The 22121-nt window shown below is 32.3% G+C and carries 15 protein-coding genes; 9 read left to right on the plus strand and 6 right to left on the minus strand.

Annotated features, from left to right (window positions below; genetic code table 11):
* Positions 1-763 precede the first annotated feature (763 nt).
* Positions 764-1243: a hypothetical protein gene (locus tag DPIF8902391_RS11960; RefSeq protein ID WP_172505968.1), complete on the plus strand. Its 480-nt coding sequence runs from the start codon at positions 764-766 to the stop codon at positions 1241-1243.
* Positions 1244-1341: 98 nt separating this feature from the next.
* Here the strand turns inward: DPIF8902391_RS11960 and DPIF8902391_RS11965 are convergent, their stop codons facing one another.
* Positions 1342-2667: a dicarboxylate/amino acid:cation symporter gene (locus tag DPIF8902391_RS11965; RefSeq protein WP_101901703.1), complete on the minus strand. Its 1326-nt coding sequence runs from the start codon at positions 2665-2667 to the stop codon at positions 1342-1344.
* A gap of 125 nt (positions 2668-2792) precedes the next feature.
* Here DPIF8902391_RS11965 and DPIF8902391_RS11970 point away from each other — a divergent pair, with 125 nt between their 5' ends.
* Positions 2793-3440, plus strand: a complete 648-nt coding sequence (locus DPIF8902391_RS11970; RefSeq protein WP_172505969.1) for a DUF937 domain-containing protein — start codon at positions 2793-2795, stop codon at positions 3438-3440.
* A 71-nt stretch (positions 3441-3511) separates the two neighbouring features.
* Positions 3512-3823 carry a DUF6787 family protein gene (locus DPIF8902391_RS11975; RefSeq protein WP_058885088.1) on the plus strand — a complete coding sequence of 104 codons (312 nt, stop codon included), beginning with the start codon at positions 3512-3514 and terminating at the stop codon, positions 3821-3823.
* 242 nt (positions 3824-4065) lie between these two features.
* On the opposite strand, the gene DPIF8902391_RS11980 is transcribed toward DPIF8902391_RS11975, so the two are convergent.
* The 3 genes from DPIF8902391_RS11980 to DPIF8902391_RS11990 form a co-directional block, all read right to left on the minus strand.
* The gene (locus DPIF8902391_RS11980; RefSeq protein WP_172505970.1) at positions 4066-4920 is read right to left on the minus strand and encodes a mechanosensitive ion channel family protein; all 855 of its coding nucleotides are present in this window, start codon (positions 4918-4920) and stop codon (positions 4066-4068) included.
* A 30-nt stretch (positions 4921-4950) separates the two neighbouring features.
* Positions 4951-7770 (minus strand): DNA gyrase/topoisomerase IV subunit A, encoded by a 2820-nt coding sequence (locus DPIF8902391_RS11985; RefSeq protein WP_172505971.1) that lies wholly within the window; start codon positions 7768-7770, stop codon positions 4951-4953.
* Between the two features lie 310 nt (positions 7771-8080).
* The gene (locus tag DPIF8902391_RS11990; RefSeq protein ID WP_172505972.1) at positions 8081-9949 is read right to left on the minus strand and encodes a DNA topoisomerase IV subunit B; all 1869 of its coding nucleotides are present in this window, start codon (positions 9947-9949) and stop codon (positions 8081-8083) included.
* A 555-nt stretch (positions 9950-10504) separates the two neighbouring features.
* Between DPIF8902391_RS11990 and nrfH the strand changes: the two genes are divergently transcribed.
* From nrfH to ccsA, 3 genes are all read left to right on the plus strand, one after another.
* Positions 10505-11107, plus strand: coding sequence for a cytochrome c nitrite reductase small subunit (gene nrfH, locus DPIF8902391_RS11995; protein WP_172505973.1), 603 nt, complete (start codon positions 10505-10507; stop codon positions 11105-11107).
* Positions 11108-11126: 19 nt separating this feature from the next.
* Positions 11127-12668, plus strand: coding sequence for an ammonia-forming cytochrome c nitrite reductase (nrfA, locus tag DPIF8902391_RS12000; RefSeq protein WP_172505974.1), 1542 nt, complete (start codon positions 11127-11129; stop codon positions 12666-12668).
* 102 nt (positions 12669-12770) lie between these two features.
* On the plus strand, positions 12771-15944 hold the full coding sequence (gene ccsA, locus DPIF8902391_RS12005; protein WP_172505975.1) for a cytochrome c biogenesis protein: 3174 nt from the start codon (positions 12771-12773) through the stop codon (positions 15942-15944).
* 240 nt (positions 15945-16184) lie between these two features.
* Here the strand turns inward: ccsA and guaB are convergent, their stop codons facing one another.
* Positions 16185-17660, minus strand: a complete 1476-nt coding sequence (gene guaB / locus DPIF8902391_RS12010) for an IMP dehydrogenase (protein WP_172505976.1) — start codon at positions 17658-17660, stop codon at positions 16185-16187.
* 336 nt (positions 17661-17996) lie between these two features.
* On the opposite strand from guaB, the gene DPIF8902391_RS12015 reads away from it, so the two are divergent.
* The 3 genes from DPIF8902391_RS12015 (at position 17997) to DPIF8902391_RS12025 (ending at position 21787) form a co-directional block, all read left to right on the plus strand.
* Positions 17997-19202: an imelysin family protein gene (locus DPIF8902391_RS12015; protein WP_172505977.1), complete on the plus strand. Its 1206-nt coding sequence runs from the start codon at positions 17997-17999 to the stop codon at positions 19200-19202.
* 79 nt (positions 19203-19281) lie between these two features.
* Complete coding sequence (locus tag DPIF8902391_RS12020) at positions 19282-20694, plus strand: di-heme oxidoreductase family protein (RefSeq protein WP_172505978.1); 1413 nt, start codon at positions 19282-19284, stop codon at positions 20692-20694.
* Between the two features lie 19 nt (positions 20695-20713).
* Positions 20714-21787, plus strand: a complete 1074-nt coding sequence (locus tag DPIF8902391_RS12025) for an imelysin family protein (protein ID WP_172505979.1) — start codon at positions 20714-20716, stop codon at positions 21785-21787.
* Between the two features lie 90 nt (positions 21788-21877).
* On the opposite strand, the gene DPIF8902391_RS12030 is transcribed toward DPIF8902391_RS12025, so the two are convergent.
* Positions 21878-22121: hypothetical protein (locus tag DPIF8902391_RS12030; protein ID WP_172505980.1), on the minus strand; the 244-nt coding region annotated here is incomplete at its 5' end.

The following is a 22121-nucleotide window of genomic DNA, read 5'->3' on the forward strand; positions in this document are numbered from 1 at the left end:
GTTACAGATGAGATTTTACTCTTATCATTTTTTGTAGAAATGTTAGAATTGAACTAACTGATTTTTATCTTAAAAATCATTCCGAAATTTCTTAATCGTTTTGCTTTAGTGTATTTCTTAAAGCGGTTGCAAATATACATCTTTTAATTTGTTTTAAACAAGTTGAAATTAACTTATTTTTAAAAAATGTTTTTATGAACTTTATAACAATATAAATATAGCTGTTATGGACTACAAATATATGACTCTTTTTTGATTTTTTAAGCTTTTTTATGCATTTATTTTCAATAAATTTAACGAATTACTGATTATCAGCTAATTGGTCTTTTAGCGCTACTTTTTACTGTTGGCTTTTGGGGCCAAGTTTAGCAATAATTGTATTATGAACTATAATATTTTTCTGGCGAACACATAGGTTTACCTCCTACTTTATTTTTGTCCTTATATATATAGGTGTTAAAATTTGAAGTTATTTTGATTATTGTCGTCACCTGAAAGATACTCACGATAACCAATTCATAGTCGATTGGCTTGGTTTGCAAAAATTATTATTGATTTATCAAATTATCAAAAGGAGCACAAATGCCTAGCCCCGATTGACGCTTTGTTTGAGCTCTTTTTTGTTTTTTTCAAACAAAAAAAGCGAGTGCGGAAAGCGGGAAATTGCTTCAAAAAAAACTTTTAAGGAAGAAGAAGAAACCTTATTATTTCGTATCTTTAATATACTCAAAACAGGTGTTTATCATCTAAGAAATAATTAAAAATGGAATATTTTACATTGGCACGGGTTATTCACGTAATTTGTGTTGTTTTATGGATCGGTGGGGTTAGTATGGTTACTACGGTTATAATTCCTGCTGTTAAAGGCATGAATTCAAAAGAGGATCAGATAAAAACTTTTGAACAAATTGAAGGGCGTTTTGCTATTCAAGCCAAAATTACAACGGTATTAACGGGGTTATCGGGGTTTTATATGTTGTATGTTTTAGATGGCTGGGACCGATATTTCGATTATCAGTATTGGTGGATTCATGCGATGACGCTTGTTTGGGTTTTATTTACACTTGTTTTATATGTTTTAGAACCGTTTATTTTACATAAATTGTTTAAAAAATACGCAGAAGAAAACCCTAGTAAAACATTTTCTTTTATCCACAAAGTGCATTGGTTTTTATTGATCTTGAGCTTGATAACAACCGCAGGAGCTGTGGCGGGAAGTCATGGTTGGTTTTTTATCAAATAAAAGAATGGTTTTTATGGGTTTAACACATAAAAAAACACCAATAAATATAAATTCATTGGTGTTTCTTTGCTATTCTAAAATTTTTTAAAGCTGTTTTTCTATTTTACAGCATCGTAGTTATCGTCCCAGTTTTTAGGTTTTGGGTCGCCTAACTTTCCTACCGATTTTGCTACTAAAGTTGCTACAGTAGCATCTCCTGTTACGTTTATAACGGTTCTACACATATCTAAAGGTCTGTCTACTGCAAAAATTAATGCCAATCCGATGGCTAATTTATCGGCTGGAAAACCTACCGATTCTAATACAATTACCAACATTACCATTCCTGCGCCTGGCACTGCGGCAGAACCGATTGATGCTAATAAGGCGGTTAATATAATGGTTAATTGATCGGCAAATGATAAGTCAAAACTTAATGCTTGAGCTATAAATACCGCTGCAACTGCTTGATACAAACTTGTTCCGTCCATGTTAATGGTTGCACCTACTGGCAACACAAAACTTGACACTTCTTTGTCTACTCCCACATGTTCTTCAACACGCTCCATAGTTACCGGCAATGTTGCTGCACTTGAACTTGTTGAAAATGCTAATAACTGCGCAGGGCTAATTTGTTTTAAAAACCAAATTGGGTTTTTCTTAGTAAATACACTTATTAAAGTCATGTAAAAAGCCACCATTAACACTAATCCGCCGATTACTGTAAAAGCGTATTTTAATAAAGCGAATAATAAATCAGGGTCTTTTGATGACACTACTACTGTTGCTAATAATGCAAATACAGCATAAGGGGCCGACAACATAATTAAATCGACCATTTTTAAAACAGCTTCGTTTAGTGAATCGAAAAAGTTTTTTAAAGGTTTTGCACGTTCTTCACCTATTAATAGCATTGATATTCCTAAGAAAATAGTGAAGAAAATTACTTGTAACATCGATTTGTTACTTCCCATTGCTTTTATAGCGTTGTCAGGAACCATGTCAACCAAAAATTGTAAAGGTCCACTTGATTTTTGCTTGCTTGCTTCGGCTATTTTAGCTTGTACTCCTCCACTATTTGCGTAAGTTTCTGTTAATCGTGTAATGGTTTGTTCGGATATTCCTTCGCCTGGTTTTACAATATTTACCAAGGCAAGTCCGATGGTAATGGCAATAACTGTTGTACCTATATATATAACCATGGTACGCAAGCCGATATTTTTAAATTTAGAAATATCTTTTAAGTCTGATATTCCTTTGACCAAAGAGGCAATGATTAATGGTACGGCAATTAATTTTAATAGTTTTACAAAAATAGTTCCTATTGGTTTTATCCAACTTCCTACAAAGGAAGCTCCTCCTTCTGTAAAAGTCATTCCTATTCCAAATAAAATACCCAGAAGCATTCCTATTAAAATTTGCCAGTGTAACGCTAATTTTTTCATTTAATTGATTTAATTTATATAAGGGCTGTAAGGTAAAATAAATAATTAAAAAAATGTGACGTTTAATTCGTAACTTGTGTCTTAATTATTAGACAACTATTACTAATCTTATTAAATCAAAAAAAATGGCAGAAATTTTAGACTTATTAAACAGCGATTTAGGAAAATCAATTATTTCAGGTGTAGCAGGATCTACCGGGCAAGACGCAGGGAAAACAGGTAATGTTTTAACAATGGCTTTACCAGTTTTAATGAAAGCAATGCAACGTAATGCAGCAACACCAGAAGGAGCCCAAGGCTTAATGGGTGCTTTAAACAAGCACGATGGTGGTATTTTAGATAATTTAGGTGGTTTGTTTGATGGTGGTGTAAATGCTGATGTTTTACAAGACGGTGGTAATATTTTAAACCATGTTTTAGGAAGTAAACAACAAGGTGTTGAGCAAGTTATAGGTCAGAAAACTGGAATGGATTCAGGTGCGATTGCTAGTATTTTAAAGACTGCTGCTCCTTTATTAATGGGTGTTTTAGGAAAACAATCTCGTCAAAATAACATTGGAAGCTCAAATGATTTGGGTAATATGTTAGGTGGTTTACTTGGTGGTAATTCTGCTGCTAAAGAGCAAAACTTTTTAGAACAAATTTTAGATGCCGATGGTGATGGTAGCGTTGTTGATGACATTGCTGGTATGATTTTAGGCGGTGGTAATTCTCAAAGTGCTGGTGGAGGAATACTTGGCGGATTATTAGGCGGTATTTTTGGTAAAAAATAATTTTTAAATTTTATAATATCAAAAAGGGTAAACATTTGTTTGCCCTTTTTCTTTTAATTACTTTTGCCCCCATGGAAAAATTAAGACAACGTTGGGGATTAAAAACAAATTGGGATGTAATTGCGGTATTAATCGTATTTTCTATTAACGGTTCATTTGCTTCTTGGGTTGCAAAACCGATTACTGCTTTTATAGGGATTTCTTCGGAAACAACATCTCCTTGGATTTATTGGCCGATACGTATTTTACTTATTTTCCCTATTTATCAATCAACATTGCCTTTAGTGGGGTGGTTGTTTGGACAGTTTAAATTCTTTTGGGCTTTTGAAAAGAAGTTTTTAGGGCGTTTAGGATTGGGGTTTCTTTTTAAAGATAAAAACTAATTGTAATATTATAAAGCGATTTTTTAGTTCACTAAAAAATATAATCATAAATAAAAAATCACGTAAAAACTTCTAACAGAGTTATACGTGATTTTTTTAGTTTTAAATAATACTGAAATCATCAATTTAGCACAAAAGCCTAGCCCCGATTGACGCTTTGTTTGAGCTCCTTTTTTTGATTTTTCTTCAAAAAAAGAGCGAGTGCGGAAAGCGGGAAATTGCTTCAAATAAACACAAAAAAATTAAACATTTACTATTTTATAAATAGGAATTGGCAAGGCTACTCCTTCAGCTAAAAAACGCTTGTGCACGGCTTCTTTTAAAGCACATTTATTTTTAAACTCTTTAAATGGCTCGTTTAACCAAACATAAGCGCGCAAATGGATATGATCGGTGTGTATGTCAATTACCCGAACATCGATCTGTGGGGCATCCGACATAACTTGCTCGGCAGTTCTAAAATCAATAACGGTTGGTAATTTAACCGCTTCTTCTTGAATTATTTTTCGAGCCAAATCAATATTTGCTTTTATTCCTACTTTAAAATTATTAAAACTAAGAATATGCGAATCTTCAATGGTATGATTTAATACAGAATCGGTACTTATTACTGAGTTTGGGATGATTAATCGCTTATTTTCAAAGTTATTGATAACCGTATGTCTAAGTGTGATATCTTCAACAATACCAACTCTTTCTTGGTCTAACTTGATATAATCGCCTACTCGAAATGGACGAAAAAGAACAATAAATGCACCTGCTATTAAATTAGACAACGCCGCCTGTGCCGCAAAACCAATAATAGCGGCTAAAATACCTGCTCCCGAAAAAATTAACGTGGCCTTACTACGGAAAGTAGGCACGGTGCTTATAATATAAATAATACTGAAAATACCGATAAAAAACTTTACAGAATTTCGGAAAAATAAAATACTAGTGCCGCCATAACGACCTGTTTTTCTTCGTTTTATAATTTGAACAATAACATACCGAATCATTCGTGATACTACCCAGGAAATAAATACCACCACCAATATATAGGCTGATATTCCTACAAAGGAATCTAAATTAAAACGATATGTTAATAATTCATTCATTTTTATTGATTTATTGATTTATTGATTTACTTAAAATAATGCTATTTGACTGTCGTCATCTTCTGTATTTTTTTTCTTTTTTTGAAGAAGGGCGCGTTCTAATGCTTTCTTTGCTTTATCTTCTTTTGTTTTTTCAAATTCTTTAGGAATTACCTCAGCTTTTACCTCAACTTTTTCAATTTCAAGTGGCAAAACGTCTTTGTTTTCTAAAACAGGTAAAGCTACTTCTTGATTTTCGTTATTTTCGTTATTTTCGTTATTTTCATTGTCTTGATTATCTTGGTTGTCTTCGGGTATCCACTCTTCATAAGGCAACGATTCTAATAAGTTTACAGTACGAATTTTATCGGTTGTTAGTTGATTTCCTTGTGCTTTAATTCCTTTTATAGCGATAAATTCTTCAAAATTAACTTCAATATTTTCTAGGCTACGTTTTGAGAAAATAACCTCAGCCATAGGATGATAATCGGTAGAAAGAATCTCTAATTTTGATTTTTCATATTCAGAAATAAACACCTCTTCTTTGTCTACCGTTTCTATTAAAAAACGCTTCACATAATAACGTCCTTTTTCGGCATCAAAATAAATAGCCGAAATTGGTTTTTTAGGCTCCCATTTTTCTAAAATAATCATATCGCTTTCAAAACGCATTGACAAACTTGGTGAAACTGCTTTAATTTTACCTGATTGTGTGGCGATTAAAATTTTATCTTCGGCTCTAAACTCCCCTAATAAATCGCCTCTATTATCAACATTTAAACGTTGAACAGTATCATCAAACCATATTTTTCGAGGTTTTAAGGTAGAAACTCCTGCCGATTTAAATTCTACTTTTCGAATGCTATATTTTGTTATTTGATTTCCGCGAATAGCACGTCCTTTAACTGCCAATTCAGCAAAATCAATATCCCATTTTAACTTTGTAATACCAGCAACTGGGCGTAAATTAACGGTAACAGTTTCTGCTTCGCCATTAGGATTTACGCTAAAATACAACAATTTTGAACCTTTTGCCCCAGTCGTTAAATCGTATTCTTTATCGCGTGTTACACTTATTACGTTAAAACGCTTCATGTAATTTGCACCTCTCGAACCATCTCTATACATCATATTATACACTGTACGCTTGTCTCTTTTCTTAAAAACAGCGATGTGAATTATATCTTTACCTACAAAGGTTTTAGAAGCTACTTTGGTAACCATCATAGTACCATTTCCTTTAAAGATAATAATATCATCAATATCGGCACATTCATCAACGTATTCATCTTTTTTAAGGGATGTTCCTACAAAACCTTCCTCTCTATTTACATACAGCTTGGTGTTTCGCATTACAACTTTTGTAGCAACAATATCATCAAAAATTTTGATTTCCGTTTTTCGCTCACGTCCTTTACCGTACTTCGTTTTTAATCCTTTAAAATAATTTATTGCAAAAGTTATTAAATTATCTAAATGATGCTTAACTCCTGCTATTTTATCTTCTAAAGATTCAATATATTGCTTGGCTTTATCAATATCGAATTTTGAAATTTTCTTAATTCGAATTTCTGTTAAGCGGGTAATATCATCAGTGGTTAACGCTCTTTTTAAATGCTGAATATGTGGTTTTAATCCTGCATCAATTGCTTTAATTACACCTTGCCAAGTTTCTTGGTTTTCTATATCACGATAAATTCTGTTTTCAATAAAAATACGCTCTAAAGAGGCAAAATGCCATTGCTCTTCAAGCTCGTGTAATTGAATTTCTAACTCGCTTTTTAACAGTTTTACCGTTAAATCGGTAGAGTGTTTTAGCATTTGAGAAACCCCTACAAAAACGGGTTTATTATTTTCAATAGTACAGGCTAATGGCGATATCGAGTTTTCGCAATTGGTAAAAGCGTATAAAGCATCAATGGTTTTATCTGGAGATATTCCTGTAGGCAAATGCACCAATATTTCAACAGCAGCAGCCGTATTATCTTCAATTTTACGAATTTTTATCTTCCCTTTTTCATTGGCTTTTAAAATGCTATCAATTAAAGATGTTGTGGTTGTTCCGAAAGGAATTTCAGTAATTACTAATGTTTTTTTATCTAGCTGCGTAATATTTGCACGTACTCGTACTTTCCCTCCTCTTTTACCATCGTTATAATTAGTAAAATCGGCAACTCCACCTGTTAAAAAATCTGGATAAATAGTAAAACTTCTTCCTCTTAAATATTTAATAGATGCTGCTATTAATTCATTAAAGTTATGCGGTAATATTTTGGTTGATAATCCTACGGCAATTCCCTCTGCTCCTTGTGCTAATAATAACGGGAATTTTACAGGTAAATCAATCGGTTCTTTTCTTCTACCGTCATAGGATTGTTTCCATTGGGTAGTTTTAGGGTTAAAAACCACTTCTAAGGCAAATTTTGACAAACGGGCTTCAATATATCTTGCTGCTGCTGCCCTATCGCCTGTTAGAATATTCCCCCAGTTTCCTTGCATATCGATTAGCAAGTCTTTCTGTCCAACTTGCACCATAGCATCGGCAATTGAAGCATCTCCATGCGGGTGATATTGCATGGTATGCCCAACAATATTCGCTACTTTATTGTAGCGTCCGTCGTCTAAATCTTTCATAGAATGCATGATTCTACGCTGTACTGGTTTTAAGCCATCTTCTAAAGATGGAACGGCTCTTTCTAAAATTACATACGAAGCGTAATCTAAAAACCATTCTTTATACATTCCTGTTACCTTGGTAATGGTTTCTGTATTATCTATTTCTTCGGATGTTTCTTCAGGCATTTCTAAATCTGATGAATTATCTATCGGATTATTCACCGCTTCTTCGTGTTCGTTTATTTCTTCACTCATCTAAAAAACGTTTATTCGTTTAAGAGTTATTTATTTGTTTTTGTTACTACTTTTACTATTATTTTGAGCTGTTATTTTTTCATCTCAAAATAATCTTCTAAAAAATACTAAAAAAATTTAGTGCTTTTCAGGAACTTCATTTTCAGACTGCTTATTCGGTATTTGTAAAGAAACAATAATCATTATCCCTATAAACACACCCAAAAAAGCACCTGAATTATCTTTATTAAATAAATTATCCCAATTAATTTGGAACAGCCAAAAAACTAAAAAGGCTACAAATAATAGCGTAATTATATTTTTTATTTTCTTAGGACTCCTCTTCCTCGTCTTCAATGGCATCTACTTCTACTTTTAAGTTTTCAATGATGAATTTTTGTCTGTTTGGCGTATTTTTTCCCATATAGAATTCCAACATACTTTCTATAGACATTTCTTTGTCTAACATAATAGGGTCTAAACGGATGTCATCACCAATAAAATGCACAAATTCATCAGGTGAAATCTCCCCCAATCCTTTAAATCGAGTAATTTCTGGCTTACCTCTTAATTTTTTAATTGCCGCTTTTTTTTCTTCTTCGGAATAACAATAATGTGTATCTTTTTTGTTTCGAACTCTAAATAATGGTGTTTCTAAAATATACAAATGCCCTTCTTTAATCACTTCTGGGAAAAATTGCAAGAAAAATGTGATCAACAATAAACGAATATGCATTCCATCAACATCGGCATCGGTAGCAATTACAATATTATTATAACGCAAATCTTCTAAGCCATCTTCGATGTTTAAAGCTGCTTGTAATAAATTAAACTCTTCGTTTTCATACACAATTTTCTTACTTAATCCATAAGAGTTTAGAGGCTTCCCTTTCAAGCTAAAAACCGCCTGTGTATTTACGTTTCTTGATTTTGTAATAGAACCCGACGCGGAATCTCCCTCGGTAATAAATAAGGTAGATTCTAAATAGGCATCTTTTTGAGTATCGCCTAAATGCACCCTGCAATCTCGTAATTTCTTATTGTGTAAATTCGATTTTTTAGCCCTGTCTTTAGCTAACTTTCGAATCCCTGAAAGTTCTTTTCGCTCTTTTTCTGCTTGTATAATTTTACGCTGTAGCTTTTCGGCTATTTCGGTATTTTTATGTAAAAAATTATCAAGTTGCGTTTTTATAAAGTCATTAATATAGGTTCTTACCGTTGGCAAATCATCACCCATTTCAGTGGAACCTAATTTTGTTTTAGTTTGACTCTCAAAAACAGGTTCCATTACTTTTATGGCAATCGCTGATATGATTGATTTTCGAATATCGGAAGCTTCAAATGATTTTCCATAAAACTCACGAATTGTTTTTACAATCGCCTCTCTAAAAGCCGCTTGATGTGTTCCTCCTTGCGTGGTATGCTGCCCATTTACAAACGAATGATATTCTTCTGAATATTGGGTTTTACTATGGGTAATGGCAATTTCAATGTCATCGCCTTTTAAATGAATTATAGGATACAACATATCTTCTTGATTGTTGTTATCTTCTAATAAATCTTTTAAACCATTTTTTGATAAAAACTTTTCACCATTAAAAACAATCGTTAACCCTACATTTAAGTACACATAATTTTTAAGCATCTTAGAAACATATTCATTTCTATACTTATAATTTTTAAAAATTAGTTCATCGGGGATAAAAGACACTTTTGTTCCTTTTCTTCGAGAAGTTTTTTCTAAAAATTCTTGATTGATTAAAGTACCTTGTTCAAATTCCGCTGCTGCTGATTTTCCGTCTCTTGATGATTCTACTCTAAAAAAAGATGAAAGTGCATTCACCGCTTTTGTACCTACTCCGTTTAGCCCTACGGATTTTTTAAATGCTTTTGAATCGTACTTTCCTCCCGTGTTCATTTTAGAAACCACATCGACTACTTTTCCTAAAGGAATCCCTCGACCATAATCTCTAACAATTACTTTATTTCCTTGGATAGAAATTTCTATAGTTCTACCAGCTCCCATTACATATTCATCAATAGAGTTATCTAACACCTCTTTGACTAAAATATAAATTCCATCATCGGCAGAGGAACCATCTCCTAGTTTACCGATATACATTCCTGGACGCATTCGAATATGTTCTTTCCAATCGAGCGAGCGGATGTTGTCTTCAGTATATTTTGTTTCTTTAGTCATAAAATTTGATAATTGATCTCTTTGCGAAATTAACAAATCCTAGTCAAAAATAAAGCAGTATATTCATTTAATTACGAAAATAATATTATTTGTTTTTTAACGTCTTTCCCTTGCTATTACAGCGTTTTTAAACTAATTTAATCGATTTTACCCCCCTAAAAAACCCCTTAAATAAAAAAAAAAAATAAGCATAAAAAAGTGGGCTAATTATGATTTATTTAACGCTAAATTTTTAAACTCACTTTTACCTCATCTTTTCATTTTTATTACTTGAATTTCTAGAAACACTCCAAAAGTAAAAATCACTTCCTATAAAATTCTCTTTTAATCTACAACCTCCTTTTTTATCATAAGCTGATTTTTATCATTTAATTAACAGTTTTTTCTTTAAATATTTACCTAAAATATACTTAACGAAAAAAATATGAGAAAAACAAATTTAACAACAAGCTTATTAACTTTAAATCAGCAAAGTATCGATTAAACAAAAAAGATTTAGCATTTTAAATCAAAAGAAAAATAACAGAAAATAACAAAAGTCTAAAAAAACAACACTTGAATTTTAAACAAAACATATTACCAGAGAAAAAATCTAAATGGCGGCAAATTGCTATTATTTTAATAGGAATTGTTACAGGTTTAGGTTTTTTTATGGCAAAAGAAGCTTCGTTAGTTTCTTATATGTCAGATGATCCTTTGGCTTGTGTAAATTGTCATGTGATGACTCCAATGTATAATAGTTGGATGCACAGCTCACACAGAGAACAAGCCTCATGTAATGATTGTCATGTACCGCACGACAATGTTTTTAATAAATACTTCTTTAAAGCTAAAGATGGTTTGTTTCATGCAACCATTTTTACCGCACGAGCAGAACCTGAGGTTATGTTTATGAGAGAAGCATCACAAGAAGTAGTACAAAACAACTGTATTCGTTGTCATATTCAGCAGGTTACTCAAACAAAATATGATGGTTGGTTAGACGATCATAGAGAAAGTAGAACCGAACGAAAATGCTGGTCATGTCATCAAGAATTACCTCACGGTACCGTGCATGGTATTTCAACCATTAAAAATAATATTGCGCCAATTCCTACTGATCAGGTTGAGGCAGTAATACCTGAATGGTTAAATACTAAAATTGAACAAAAAAAATAACAAAACAAAAACTAACAAAATGAAAAACAAAATATTATTTATTGTTACTGTAGTGGTCGTTTTTCTATTAGGATTACTTGCCTCTAGTATTGTAAATAGAAAAAATGAAGCGAAGTACAAATATGTGCCGCAGGTAAATATCCAAAAAAATGAACCTCGAAATAGTGAGTGGGGAAAAAATTTCCCGCAAGAATATCAATCATTTTTACAAACCGAGAATAGTGATTTTCAATCATATCAAGGAGGAAATAAAATGCGTGATATGCTAGAGGAAGACACTCGCTTAACTGTTTTATGGGCTGGTTACGGTTTTTCTAAAGATTACAGCCAAGGACGTGGGCATCAAAATGCGATTAAAGACATTCAAAATTCCTTAAGAACTGGTGGACCTAAAGGAAAAGGTGACGGACCAATGCCTGCTACTTGCTGGACGTGTAAAAGCCCCGATGTACCAAGATTAATGAATGAAATTGGTATTGCCGAATTTTACAAAGGAAAATGGGCTGACAAAGGAGAAGAAATTGTAAACCCTATTGGTTGTGCCGATTGTCATGATGAAAAAACCATGAAATTAACCATTACCCGCCCTGCTTTAATAGAAGCTTTTCAAGCAATGGGTAAAGATATTAATAAGGCAACGCATCAAGAAATGCGCTCGCTAGTATGTGCGCAATGTCATGTGGAGTATTATTTTGATAAGAAAAAAGAAGGCGTTGAAGGTGTTCCTTATTTAACATTTCCTTGGAAAAATGGAATGTCAGTTGAGGCAATGGAAAAATATTATGACGATATTAACTTTAAAGATTGGACACACAAATTAAGTAGAGCGCCTATGTTAAAAGCACAGCACCCTGGTTATGAAACGTATTTAACAGGTGTTCATGCCGATAGAGGTGTTTCTTGTGCCGATTGTCATATGCCATATAAAAGTGAAGGTGGACAGAAATTTACCGATCACCAATTACAATCACCTATGAACAATGTAGCGAACTCATGTCAGGTTTGTCATCGTGAAGAAGCTGAAAAATTAAGAGCAAATGTATATGAACGTCAGCAGAAATCTACCCAAAGCAGATTAAAATTAGAAGATGCTTTAGTACGTATGCATGTAGAGGCAAAAAAAGCCTGGGACTTAGGCGCTACCGAAGTTCAGATGAAACCTATTTTAATGGATATTCGTCATGCACAATGGCGTTGGGATTATGCAGCAGCATCACATGGAGCTTCTTTTCATTCACCTGTTGAAATTGGACGAGTTATTAGTGGTGGTTTAGATAAAGCTATTGAAGGTCGTGTAAAATTAGCACGTGTATTAGCTGATTTAGGACACAATAAACCTGTTGAAATGCCTGATATTTCTTCTAAAGAAAAAGCGCAAAAATACATTGGTTTAGACATGGAGAAACTACACAAAGAAAAAGCCGAATTCAAGAAAAACTTATTACCAAAATGGTTAGAAGCGGCTAAAGAACGTGAGTCAAAATACGATACTCAAGGAGTTTCAAAAAAAGACAACAAAGAGGTTTCTAAGGAAGCTTCAAAAGAAGTTTCGATGAACTAAAGCCTATTTAAATAAAATAGATTCATTAAAAAATGAAGCTAATTTTAAAAGTAGAAAATATTTTACTTTTAAAATGGCTTCATTTTTATACCTAATATACAAATGCAAAAAATATATAAATTCTTTTCATCATCTTCGTTAGCACTATTGCTCTTGTTAATATTTGCAGTATCGATGGCAGCAGCAACTTTTATTGAAAATGACTACGGTACCGCAATAGCTTGGGCTAGTATCTATGATGCTTGGTGGTTTGAAATGGTAATGCTAGGACTGGCAATTAGTTTTGTTTTTAATATCAAAAAATATAATTTATTTACTAAAAAAAAATGGGCAGTTTTGTTATTTCATATCGCCTTTATTATAATTGTGTTAGGTGCAGCTGTTACTAGGTATGTTTCTTATGGAGGAATTATGCGCATAAGAGAAGGCGCTACAAGCAACGTTATAATTGCAGATACAAAATTATTAATAGCCACAATTACCGATGGAACTCAAAGTAAAACTATTCAGCAAAAAATAAATATCAGCCCGCTTAAAAACAATGATTTCACACTAAAAACAACGTTTAATAATAAAGCTATTTCTATTGATTTTAATCAATATGTTGCTGATGCCACTCCTACTGTTATTACCGATAGTATTAACGGAGAACCTTTGTTAAAAATGGTGGTTACCGCCGGTAAAGGTAGAAATACCATCTATTTGAAAAAAGGAGAAATAGAACGTATTGGCGATCATCAACATGAAATAGGTTTTGAATCTGATAAAAAAGGAATTATCAATATTATTGAAGAAAATGGACGTTTTAAAATGCTAACACCTCATACTATTGACTTTTTTATAATGGCAAGTCAGCAGGCAGGTAAAATTAAAAAAGATAGTCTTCAAAATATAACCTTGCGTACCCTTTATAGAGCTGGCGATTTTTCTTTTGTTCCGATGAGCTATCATCCCAAGGGCGCTTTTAAATTGATTAGCAATGTATCCGAAGAAACTGTAAACGATAAAACGCTAGATGATGCTTTAATTGTAAATGCAACAATTGATACCGAGCAGCAGGAAATCAATTTATTATATAGAGAAGGATTTTTACCGATAAAACATCAGACCGATTTTAAAAATGATATAAAACTAATTATTTCGTATGGAGCAGGCGCTATTAAATTACCCTTTAGCGTTAAATTAAATGACTTTCAATTAGATAGATACCCTGGCTCATCAAGCCCTTCTGCTTACGCAAGTGAAGTGACTGTTTTTGACAAAAAAGAAGAATTTTCTTATCGAATTTTTATGAATAATGTATTAGATTATAAAGGATATCGCTTTTTTCAAGCAAGTTATGATACCGATGAAAAAGGAACAGTTTTATCGGTAAACCATGATGTTTTAGGAACTTGGCTAACCTATATCGGTTATACCTTAATGGGTATTGGAATGCTTTTTACTTTTTTCGGAAAAGGTTCTCGTTTTAGAGAGGTTCATAAAAAATTAAAAAGATTGTCTAAAAATACCATAGCTATTATGGCATTTTTAAGTATTTCTAGTGCTTTTTCACAAACAGGAACACAAGCTAGATCAGCAGAAATTAAAACCGATAGCATTCCTTCATTTTCAATAAGTCAGCTTGTGGCTTCTCAGCAAATAGATATCTATCAGGCTGATCAGTTTGGGCGTTTATTAGTGCAAGATTTAGACGGTAGAATAAAGCCTTTAAACACCTTGGCTTCAGAATGTATTCGAAAAATAACCAAAAAGACTTCTTTTAGTTATCCGAAGAAAAAAAATAATGAAACCATACGTTTAAGTGTTAATCAAATATTTTTAGGAATGCACATGAGTCCGCAGTTATGGCAACGAATTCCTATTATAAAAGCCGATTTTGAAAAAACAAGCACACTGTTAAACACTGTTAAAGTTGGCGATAACAACTTACTATCTTTCGTTAGTTTGCTAGATAAACAAGGAAATTACCTATTGTCAAAAGCGGTAGAAGAAGCGAATAAAAAAAAACCATCGGCAAGAAATGAACTAGATAAAGAGGTTTTAAATATTGATGAACGTTTTAATATTTTATACAACGTTTTTTCAGGAAATTATTTAAAAATATTCCCTAAAAAAGACGACGATAGCAATACTTGGTACAGCTATATTCACGACTTTAAAGATTTTAATGAAGAGGATCGAAATTTTGCAAAGCATATTTTACCAGGATATTTTAATGATATTTACAAGAATAAATATGAAGAAGCTTATAAAAAATTATCTTATATAAAAAAATATCAAGAAATTTTAGGAGCGAGTGTAAATCCATCAGAAAAACAAATTGAAGCCGAATTATGGTATAATAAAGCAAAGGTTAATTTTTGGTTGTTTATTATCTATTTTAGTTTAGGAACACTATTATTAGTTTTAGCGGTTGTTAAAATGTTTCATAAAAACAACCTGATAAACTTCCTTTGGAATTTTCTTGTAATTATTATACTAATTTCTTTTTTATGCTTTAGCGCAAATATTTTATTACGTTGGTTTATATCGGGGCATGCTCCTTGGAGTAACGGATATGAAATGTTAATTTTTGTCGCCTGGAGTTTACTATTAAGTGGTTTAGCTAGTTTTAGAAAATCTGATTTTGCCTTGCCTTTAGCAACCTTATTTACGGGTGCTTTATTATTTGTAAGTTATTTAGATTGGCTAAATCCTGAAATTACCAACCTAATGCCTGTATTAAAATCGTATTGGTTAAAAATTCACGTAGCCACTATTGTTAGTAGTTATGCACCTTTAGCCTTATCGGCAGTACTTGGTTTTATGGCGTTGGTTTTAATGCTTTTTAAAACAGACAAGAACAAATATATTATCGATATAAAAATAAAAGAGCTTACCTATATTAATGAACTTTCAATGACTATCGGGCTTTTTGTGCTGGCAATTGGTACTTTTTTAGGAGGTGTTTGGGCAAACGAAAGTTGGGGTCGTTACTGGGCTTGGGATCCTAAAGAAACATGGGCTTTAATTAGTATTATTGTCTATGCAATTGTTTTACACCTACGTTTTGTTCCTAAATTGAATACTAAATATGTGCTAAACCTAGCAAGTATGTTTGCTTTTTGGGCTATTATGATGACCTCTTTTGGGGTAAATTATTATCTTTCAGGATTGCATAGTTATGCCGCTGGAGATGCTATTCCAATTCCAACATTTGTATATGTGTTATTGGCGATAATGGTTATTATTAGTTTGTTAGTAGCTTACAAGCAAAAATATTTCAAGAAATAAGCATTAGTTTCAAATCTGTTAAGGTTCTTTTTGTCAATTCGAGTGAATTTTAATGACTAAAAGAAATTAAAATTAGTATCGAGAATTTGAATTATTTTAATTAATCTTGAAGATAAAAAAGTTCTCGATATTATTTTTTAAAAGAAAAAATCACTCAAACTGACAGGTTCTTTAACTTTTAAAAAGTTATAAAAAAACCCCGCTGTTAATTAACAGCGGGGTTTTTTAAAAATATATAAATTATCTTCTACTATAATTTGGAGATTCTTTGGTAATTGCAACATCATGCGGATGACTTTCGTTAATTCCGCTTGCGGTAATACGTACAAATTTACCTGTTTCTTTCAATGTTTCAATATCTTTAGAACCACAATATCCCATACCAGCACGTAAACCACCAACAAATTGATGAATACTTTCTTCTAGTTGTCCTTTATAAGGAACACGCCCTACAATACCTTCTGGCACTAATTTTTTAATATCGTCTTCAACATCTTGAAAATAACGATCTTTAGACCCTTGCTTCATTGCTTCCACAGATCCCATTCCACGATACGATTTGAATTTTCTTCCTTCGTAAATAATTGTTTCTCCTGGCGACTCTTTTGTTCCTGCTAATAATGAGCCTAACATTACACAATCGGCACCTGCGGCAATTGCCTTAGGAATATCACCTGTATAACGAATTCCACCATCAGCAATTACAGGAACTCCACTTCCTTTAATAGCAGCGGCAACTTCTAAAACTGCCGAAAACTGAGGAAAACCAACACCTGCAACTACACGAGTTGTACATATTGAACCAGGACCAATTCCTACTTTTACAGCATCAGCACCCGCTTCCACTAAATACTTAGCAGCTTCTGGCGTAGCGATATTTCCTACAATAACATCTAATTCAGGAAATTTTGCTTTTACATTTTTTAAAACAGCAACCACTCCTTTGGTATGTCCGTGAGCGGTATCAATAATTACAGCGTCAACACCTGCTTTTACTAAAGCTTCGGCTCTTTGAACAGCATCTGCCGTTACACCTAATGCGGCTGCAACACGTAAACGCCCAAAAGTATCTTTGTTTGCAATTGGTTTTTGAGTAACCTTAGTTATATCTCTAAAAGTAATTAATCCTGATAATTTATAATTTCCATCAACAATTAATAATTTTTCGATTTTCTTTTCTTGTAAGATGCTTTCTGCCGCTTTTAATGAAGTTCCTACCGATGCAGTTACTAAATTATCTTTAGTCATTACCTCTACAATTGAACGTTCATTATCATGCTCGAAACGCAAATCTCTATTAGTTACAATTCCTTTTAAAACACCAATTTGGTCAATAATAGGAATTCCGCCAATACTATGTTCTTTCATTAACATTTTAGCATCTAAAACGCTCGCTGTTAATGGCAAGGTTACTGGGTCAATAATCATTCCTGATTCTGCACGTTTTACCTTGCGAACCTCTTGAGCTTGTTGCTCAATAGTCATGTTTTTATGTAACACACCAATCCCTCCTTCACGAGCCATAGCGATTGCCATTGCCGATTCGGTAACGGTATCCATAGCTGCGGAAACTATAGGTACGTTAATGGTTATATTCTTAGTAAATTTTGTTTGAATTGAAACTTCTCTTGGAAGTACTTCTGAGTAAGCAGGTACTAATAAAACGTCGTCGTACGTTAAACCTTCTCCTACAAATTTTGATTGATGAGCTTGCATGTGCAATTAATTTAGTGTGTTGTTAATTAATTGCGTGCAAATATACTATATATAATACAAATTAAACCTTAATTTAAGGTTAATATACACACATATTTGAACAATTAGCTAAATAACAGATAATTTAAAAATAAATGGAATTAAACTAAAATAAATTAAAAACCTTAGCAAATAACCAGAAAATTAACATTAAAATAATAAAAACATTACATAAAATCTAAAAACACCAATCAATTTAAAATTAATCTTAATAAAATTTGTTAATAAAAAAAACTCGATTACATTTGCATTATTATACTTAATAAATCTAAATAAGCAACTTAAAATAAATTTAAAATGAAAAAAGTACTAGGATTATCATTATTACTTGCAACCTCTTTTGTGTTCAAATCATGTTCTGATGAAGACACTCCTACTCAAAAAGCAACAAAACAATCTTTTATAGAAAACTATGCAGCTATAGCATCGGCAAACTACGAAGATTCATATACTACTGCTTTAAAAATGCAAACTGCAATTAACGCATTTTTAGAAAACCCTACTGCTGAAACTCATGAAGCGGCTAAAAAAGCTTGGTTATATTCAAGAGATTTTTACGGGCAAACAGAAGCTTTTCGTGAAGCTAACGGACCAATTGATAATGAAGACTTATTAGGAAGCGAAGGACAAATTAACGCATGGCCTTTAGATGAATCGTATATTGATTATGTATCTGGAGATAGAGGACAAAAAATAGCAGGAGGTTTAATTGCTGATGCTTCTTTTGCTTTAACAGAAAAAAACATTATCGATAAAAACGAAGATGGTAAAGATGATAACATTTCTACTGGATGGCATGCTATCGAATTTTTATTATGGGGACAAGATTTAAACTATAACACTACTACTCATAAACAAGATAACTTTAAAAATGCAGGTGTAAGAAGTTTTACTGATTATACTACTGAAGCTTCTGCTAAAAGAAGAAGTACATATTTAAAAATTGTTACTGATTTATTAGTAAACGATTTAAAAGATTTAAATAGTACTTGGGCTGTTGGAGGAACTTACAGAACTGCATTTGCTGCTTTAAAAGAAGAAACTGCTTTAAAAAATGTTTTAAACGGTATTGGTTTTATTGCTAATGGAGAGGTTGCTTTAGAAAGACTTGACCCAGCAATTGACGAAGGTCAAGAAAACGAACATTCTTGTTTTTCTGATAACACCAACCAAGATATGTGGGCAAATACTCACGGAATTAATAATATAATTGTTGGTTCATATAAAAGAGCTGATGGTTCTAAAGTTTCAGGAACTTCATTAATCGCATTAACAGAAACTGTAAACAAAGATGTTGCTGCTTCTTTAGATACTAAAGCAAAAGCAACTTTAGCTAAGTTAGATGCTCTTTTAGCTTTAGGTAAACCTTTTGATGAAATTATTTCAAAAGAAGAACTTGGTTCTAACGGAACTGCTGGTCAATTATCTAGTGCTTTAAAAGCAGAAGGTAAAGCTATTGCTGAAGCGGCTAAAACTTTAGACGTTACTATTAGTATTAACTAATAATACTTTTATTTAATAATAATACTTTACTGAAACTAGATTCAATTCTAGTTTCAGTATTTTTGTTTAAAATACCATAATGAAAAAATACATTTTTTTTATTCTTTTTGCTACTATTTTATCATCTTGTACAAAAGAGGATGTTTATAAAAACATTGAACCCACAGCAACCTACGAAACTGGTGAAGAATTTTTAGTTTCAGAATTATCAATACAAGCTTTTACTGCCGATAAAGCCTTTGGAAGAGCTATTCCAATATTATCAGACTTAGAATTATCATTTTTTGGTGTTGGAAATGCTATGTTCGATCAAGCGTGGGTGTCTGCTCCTGCTACTACAACATCTCGAGATGGTTTAGGACCAATATTTAATGCAAGAGCTTGTAGTTCTTGTCATTTAAGAGATGGAAGAGGAAAACCTCTTTTAAAAACAGGTGCTACATCAGAAGGTTTTTTAATTCGATTAGGTATCGGAAATTCAGAAACAACAGGGCCTATTGGTCATCATACATATGGAGGTCAGCTTCAAGATGATTCGAATTTAGGAATCAAAAAAGAAGCCGACATTCAGGTTAATTTTACTTTTATTGATGGTGTTTATGCCGATGGAACTAAGTATCAATTACGAAAGCCTACCTATAGTTTTTTTAATGAAAATTATGGAAGTTTAGCAGGTGTAGAAACATCGCCAAGAGTTGGGCAACAAATGATTGGGCTTGGTTTTATTGATGCGCTTTCAGAAGCAAGTCTTTTAGAAAATTCCGATCCTAATGATGCCGACAATGATGGGATTTCTGGTAGAGCAAATTATGTTTGGAATGTTAAAAAATCAAAATTAACAATCGGTAAATTTGGATGGAAATCAAACCAACCAACTTTAGACCAACAAATTGCAGGTGCTTTTAATGGTGATATGGGCTTAACTACGTCTATTTTTCCTGATGAAAATTGCCCTGACGGAATTGATTGCTCAAAGTTAAGCAACGGAAATAATGTCGGTGAAAATGTAGAGGTACCAAACAAACAATTTAGTAGAATTTCTTTATATATGGCAGCACTTTCTGTTCCTAAAAGAAGAGATTTTAAAGAAAAAAATGTACTGCAAGGAAAAAAGCATTTTAACGATTTAAAATGTGTTTCTTGTCATATTGATAACTTTACGACAGGTAAAAATACTGTTTTACCACAAATAGACAACATCAAAATAAAACCTTTTTCGGACTTCTTATTACATGATATGGGTGCTGATTTAGCCGATAACAGAGGTGATTTCTTAGCCAATGGAAATGAATGGAGAACACAACCTTTGTGGGGATTAGGGCTTATTGAAACCGTAAACAAGCATACTTTTTTATTACATGATGGTAGAGCTCGCAACATTGAAGAAGCAATTTTATGGCACGGTGGTGAAGCAAACACATCAAAAGAAGACTTTAAGAAATTATCTAAAGAAAAAAGAGACCAATTATTAGCCTATTTAAACTCTTTATAGTAATAAATTATAAAAAATCATGAAAAAAATTATATTTGGAATCTTTGGAATCCTATTAATAAGCTTTGTTTTTAGTTGTAAAAATCAAGGGGAAGAACCTATAGTAATGGATAACGTTTTTTTTGAAACTTATTATTCAGATAATATTTTACCTAGTTTAACAAACTTTAAACAAACTTTAAAAACACAGCAAACTAATATTGCTAATTTTAAAGCTAGTAAAAGTGATGCCGATTATAAAAAATTAGCAGCACAATGGTTGGTTTCAGCAAAAGCCTATTCAAAAACAGAAGTTTATAATTTTGGGCTAATCAAAAACAATTATTATAGTTTAAACATTTATAACTACCCTATAAACACTGCATTAATTGAAAAAAATATTGCTGATAAATCTATTTACAATCAAGGATATTTTTCAAAACAAAGTACCACTAAAAAAGGACTTGGCACATTAGAATACCTTCTTTTTGGAAAGCAAAATTCAACAGAAGCTAAAACCCTTTTATTAAATGATTCTTTCAGAATGGCTTATTTAGAAGCTATTAATGACGAACTTATTAGACTTTCTCAAGTTATTATTGACACCTGGGAAGAAGATTATAAAAACAATTTTGCAAATGCAAATGGCAGTACCTGTTCTGAAAATGCGAAATGTTTGAGTATTAATCAAATTATAAACGTGTTAGACATGGCAAAGGTTACCAAGGTTGGAAAACCAGCTGGTTTTGAAAAATCTAGCAATAGTGTTCCTACAGGTTTACAAGCTTATAGAAGTAAAAACTCATTACTATTAATACAGGCGATGTTAGCAGAGGTTAAAGATGTTTATTTTAACAGAAAGACTAACTATGCAAGTATGGTAAATGCTATTGATAATTCTAAGAAAATTTCAGATGAAATAGCCAAAAAATTTGATGCTGTTGATAAAGAAATTACCGCTTTAAACACGCCTCTTTTTGATGCCATTAATACCGATGCTAAAACGGTAAAACCACTTTATAACGCCTTAAAAGAACTAAGTATTTTATTTGCTGTAGATGTAACAAGTATTTTATCTGTTACCGTAGTTCCTACCGATAACGATGGTGACTAAGCTAAGATTACCTCAACATTTAAAACAACAAAAGCCCGATAATTACTTATCGGGCTTTTTTTAGGGATTTTTAGTACTGTTAAAAAGCAATTAGAATATCTTTTTAATGTTTTTAAAGTTAAATCCGTAGCTTACATATAGAGCAATCTGATTGTTTTTTGTAGAGAAATCCACCTGATTTGTAGTAACAGATTTTTTACTGTTTTTAACACTTCCTGTTAAAAAAGAATCATTATCTGACAGGTAATATTTAGCGCCAAAAGTGATGGTATTTTCATTTTTAAAATACTTGGTTACCGATATTTCAGGGATAACATACACATTCCCCGATTTT

Source organism: Tenacibaculum finnmarkense genomovar ulcerans, assembly GCF_900239495.1.
Taxonomy (GTDB): Bacteria; Bacteroidota; Bacteroidia; order Flavobacteriales; family Flavobacteriaceae; genus Polaribacter; species Polaribacter ulcerans.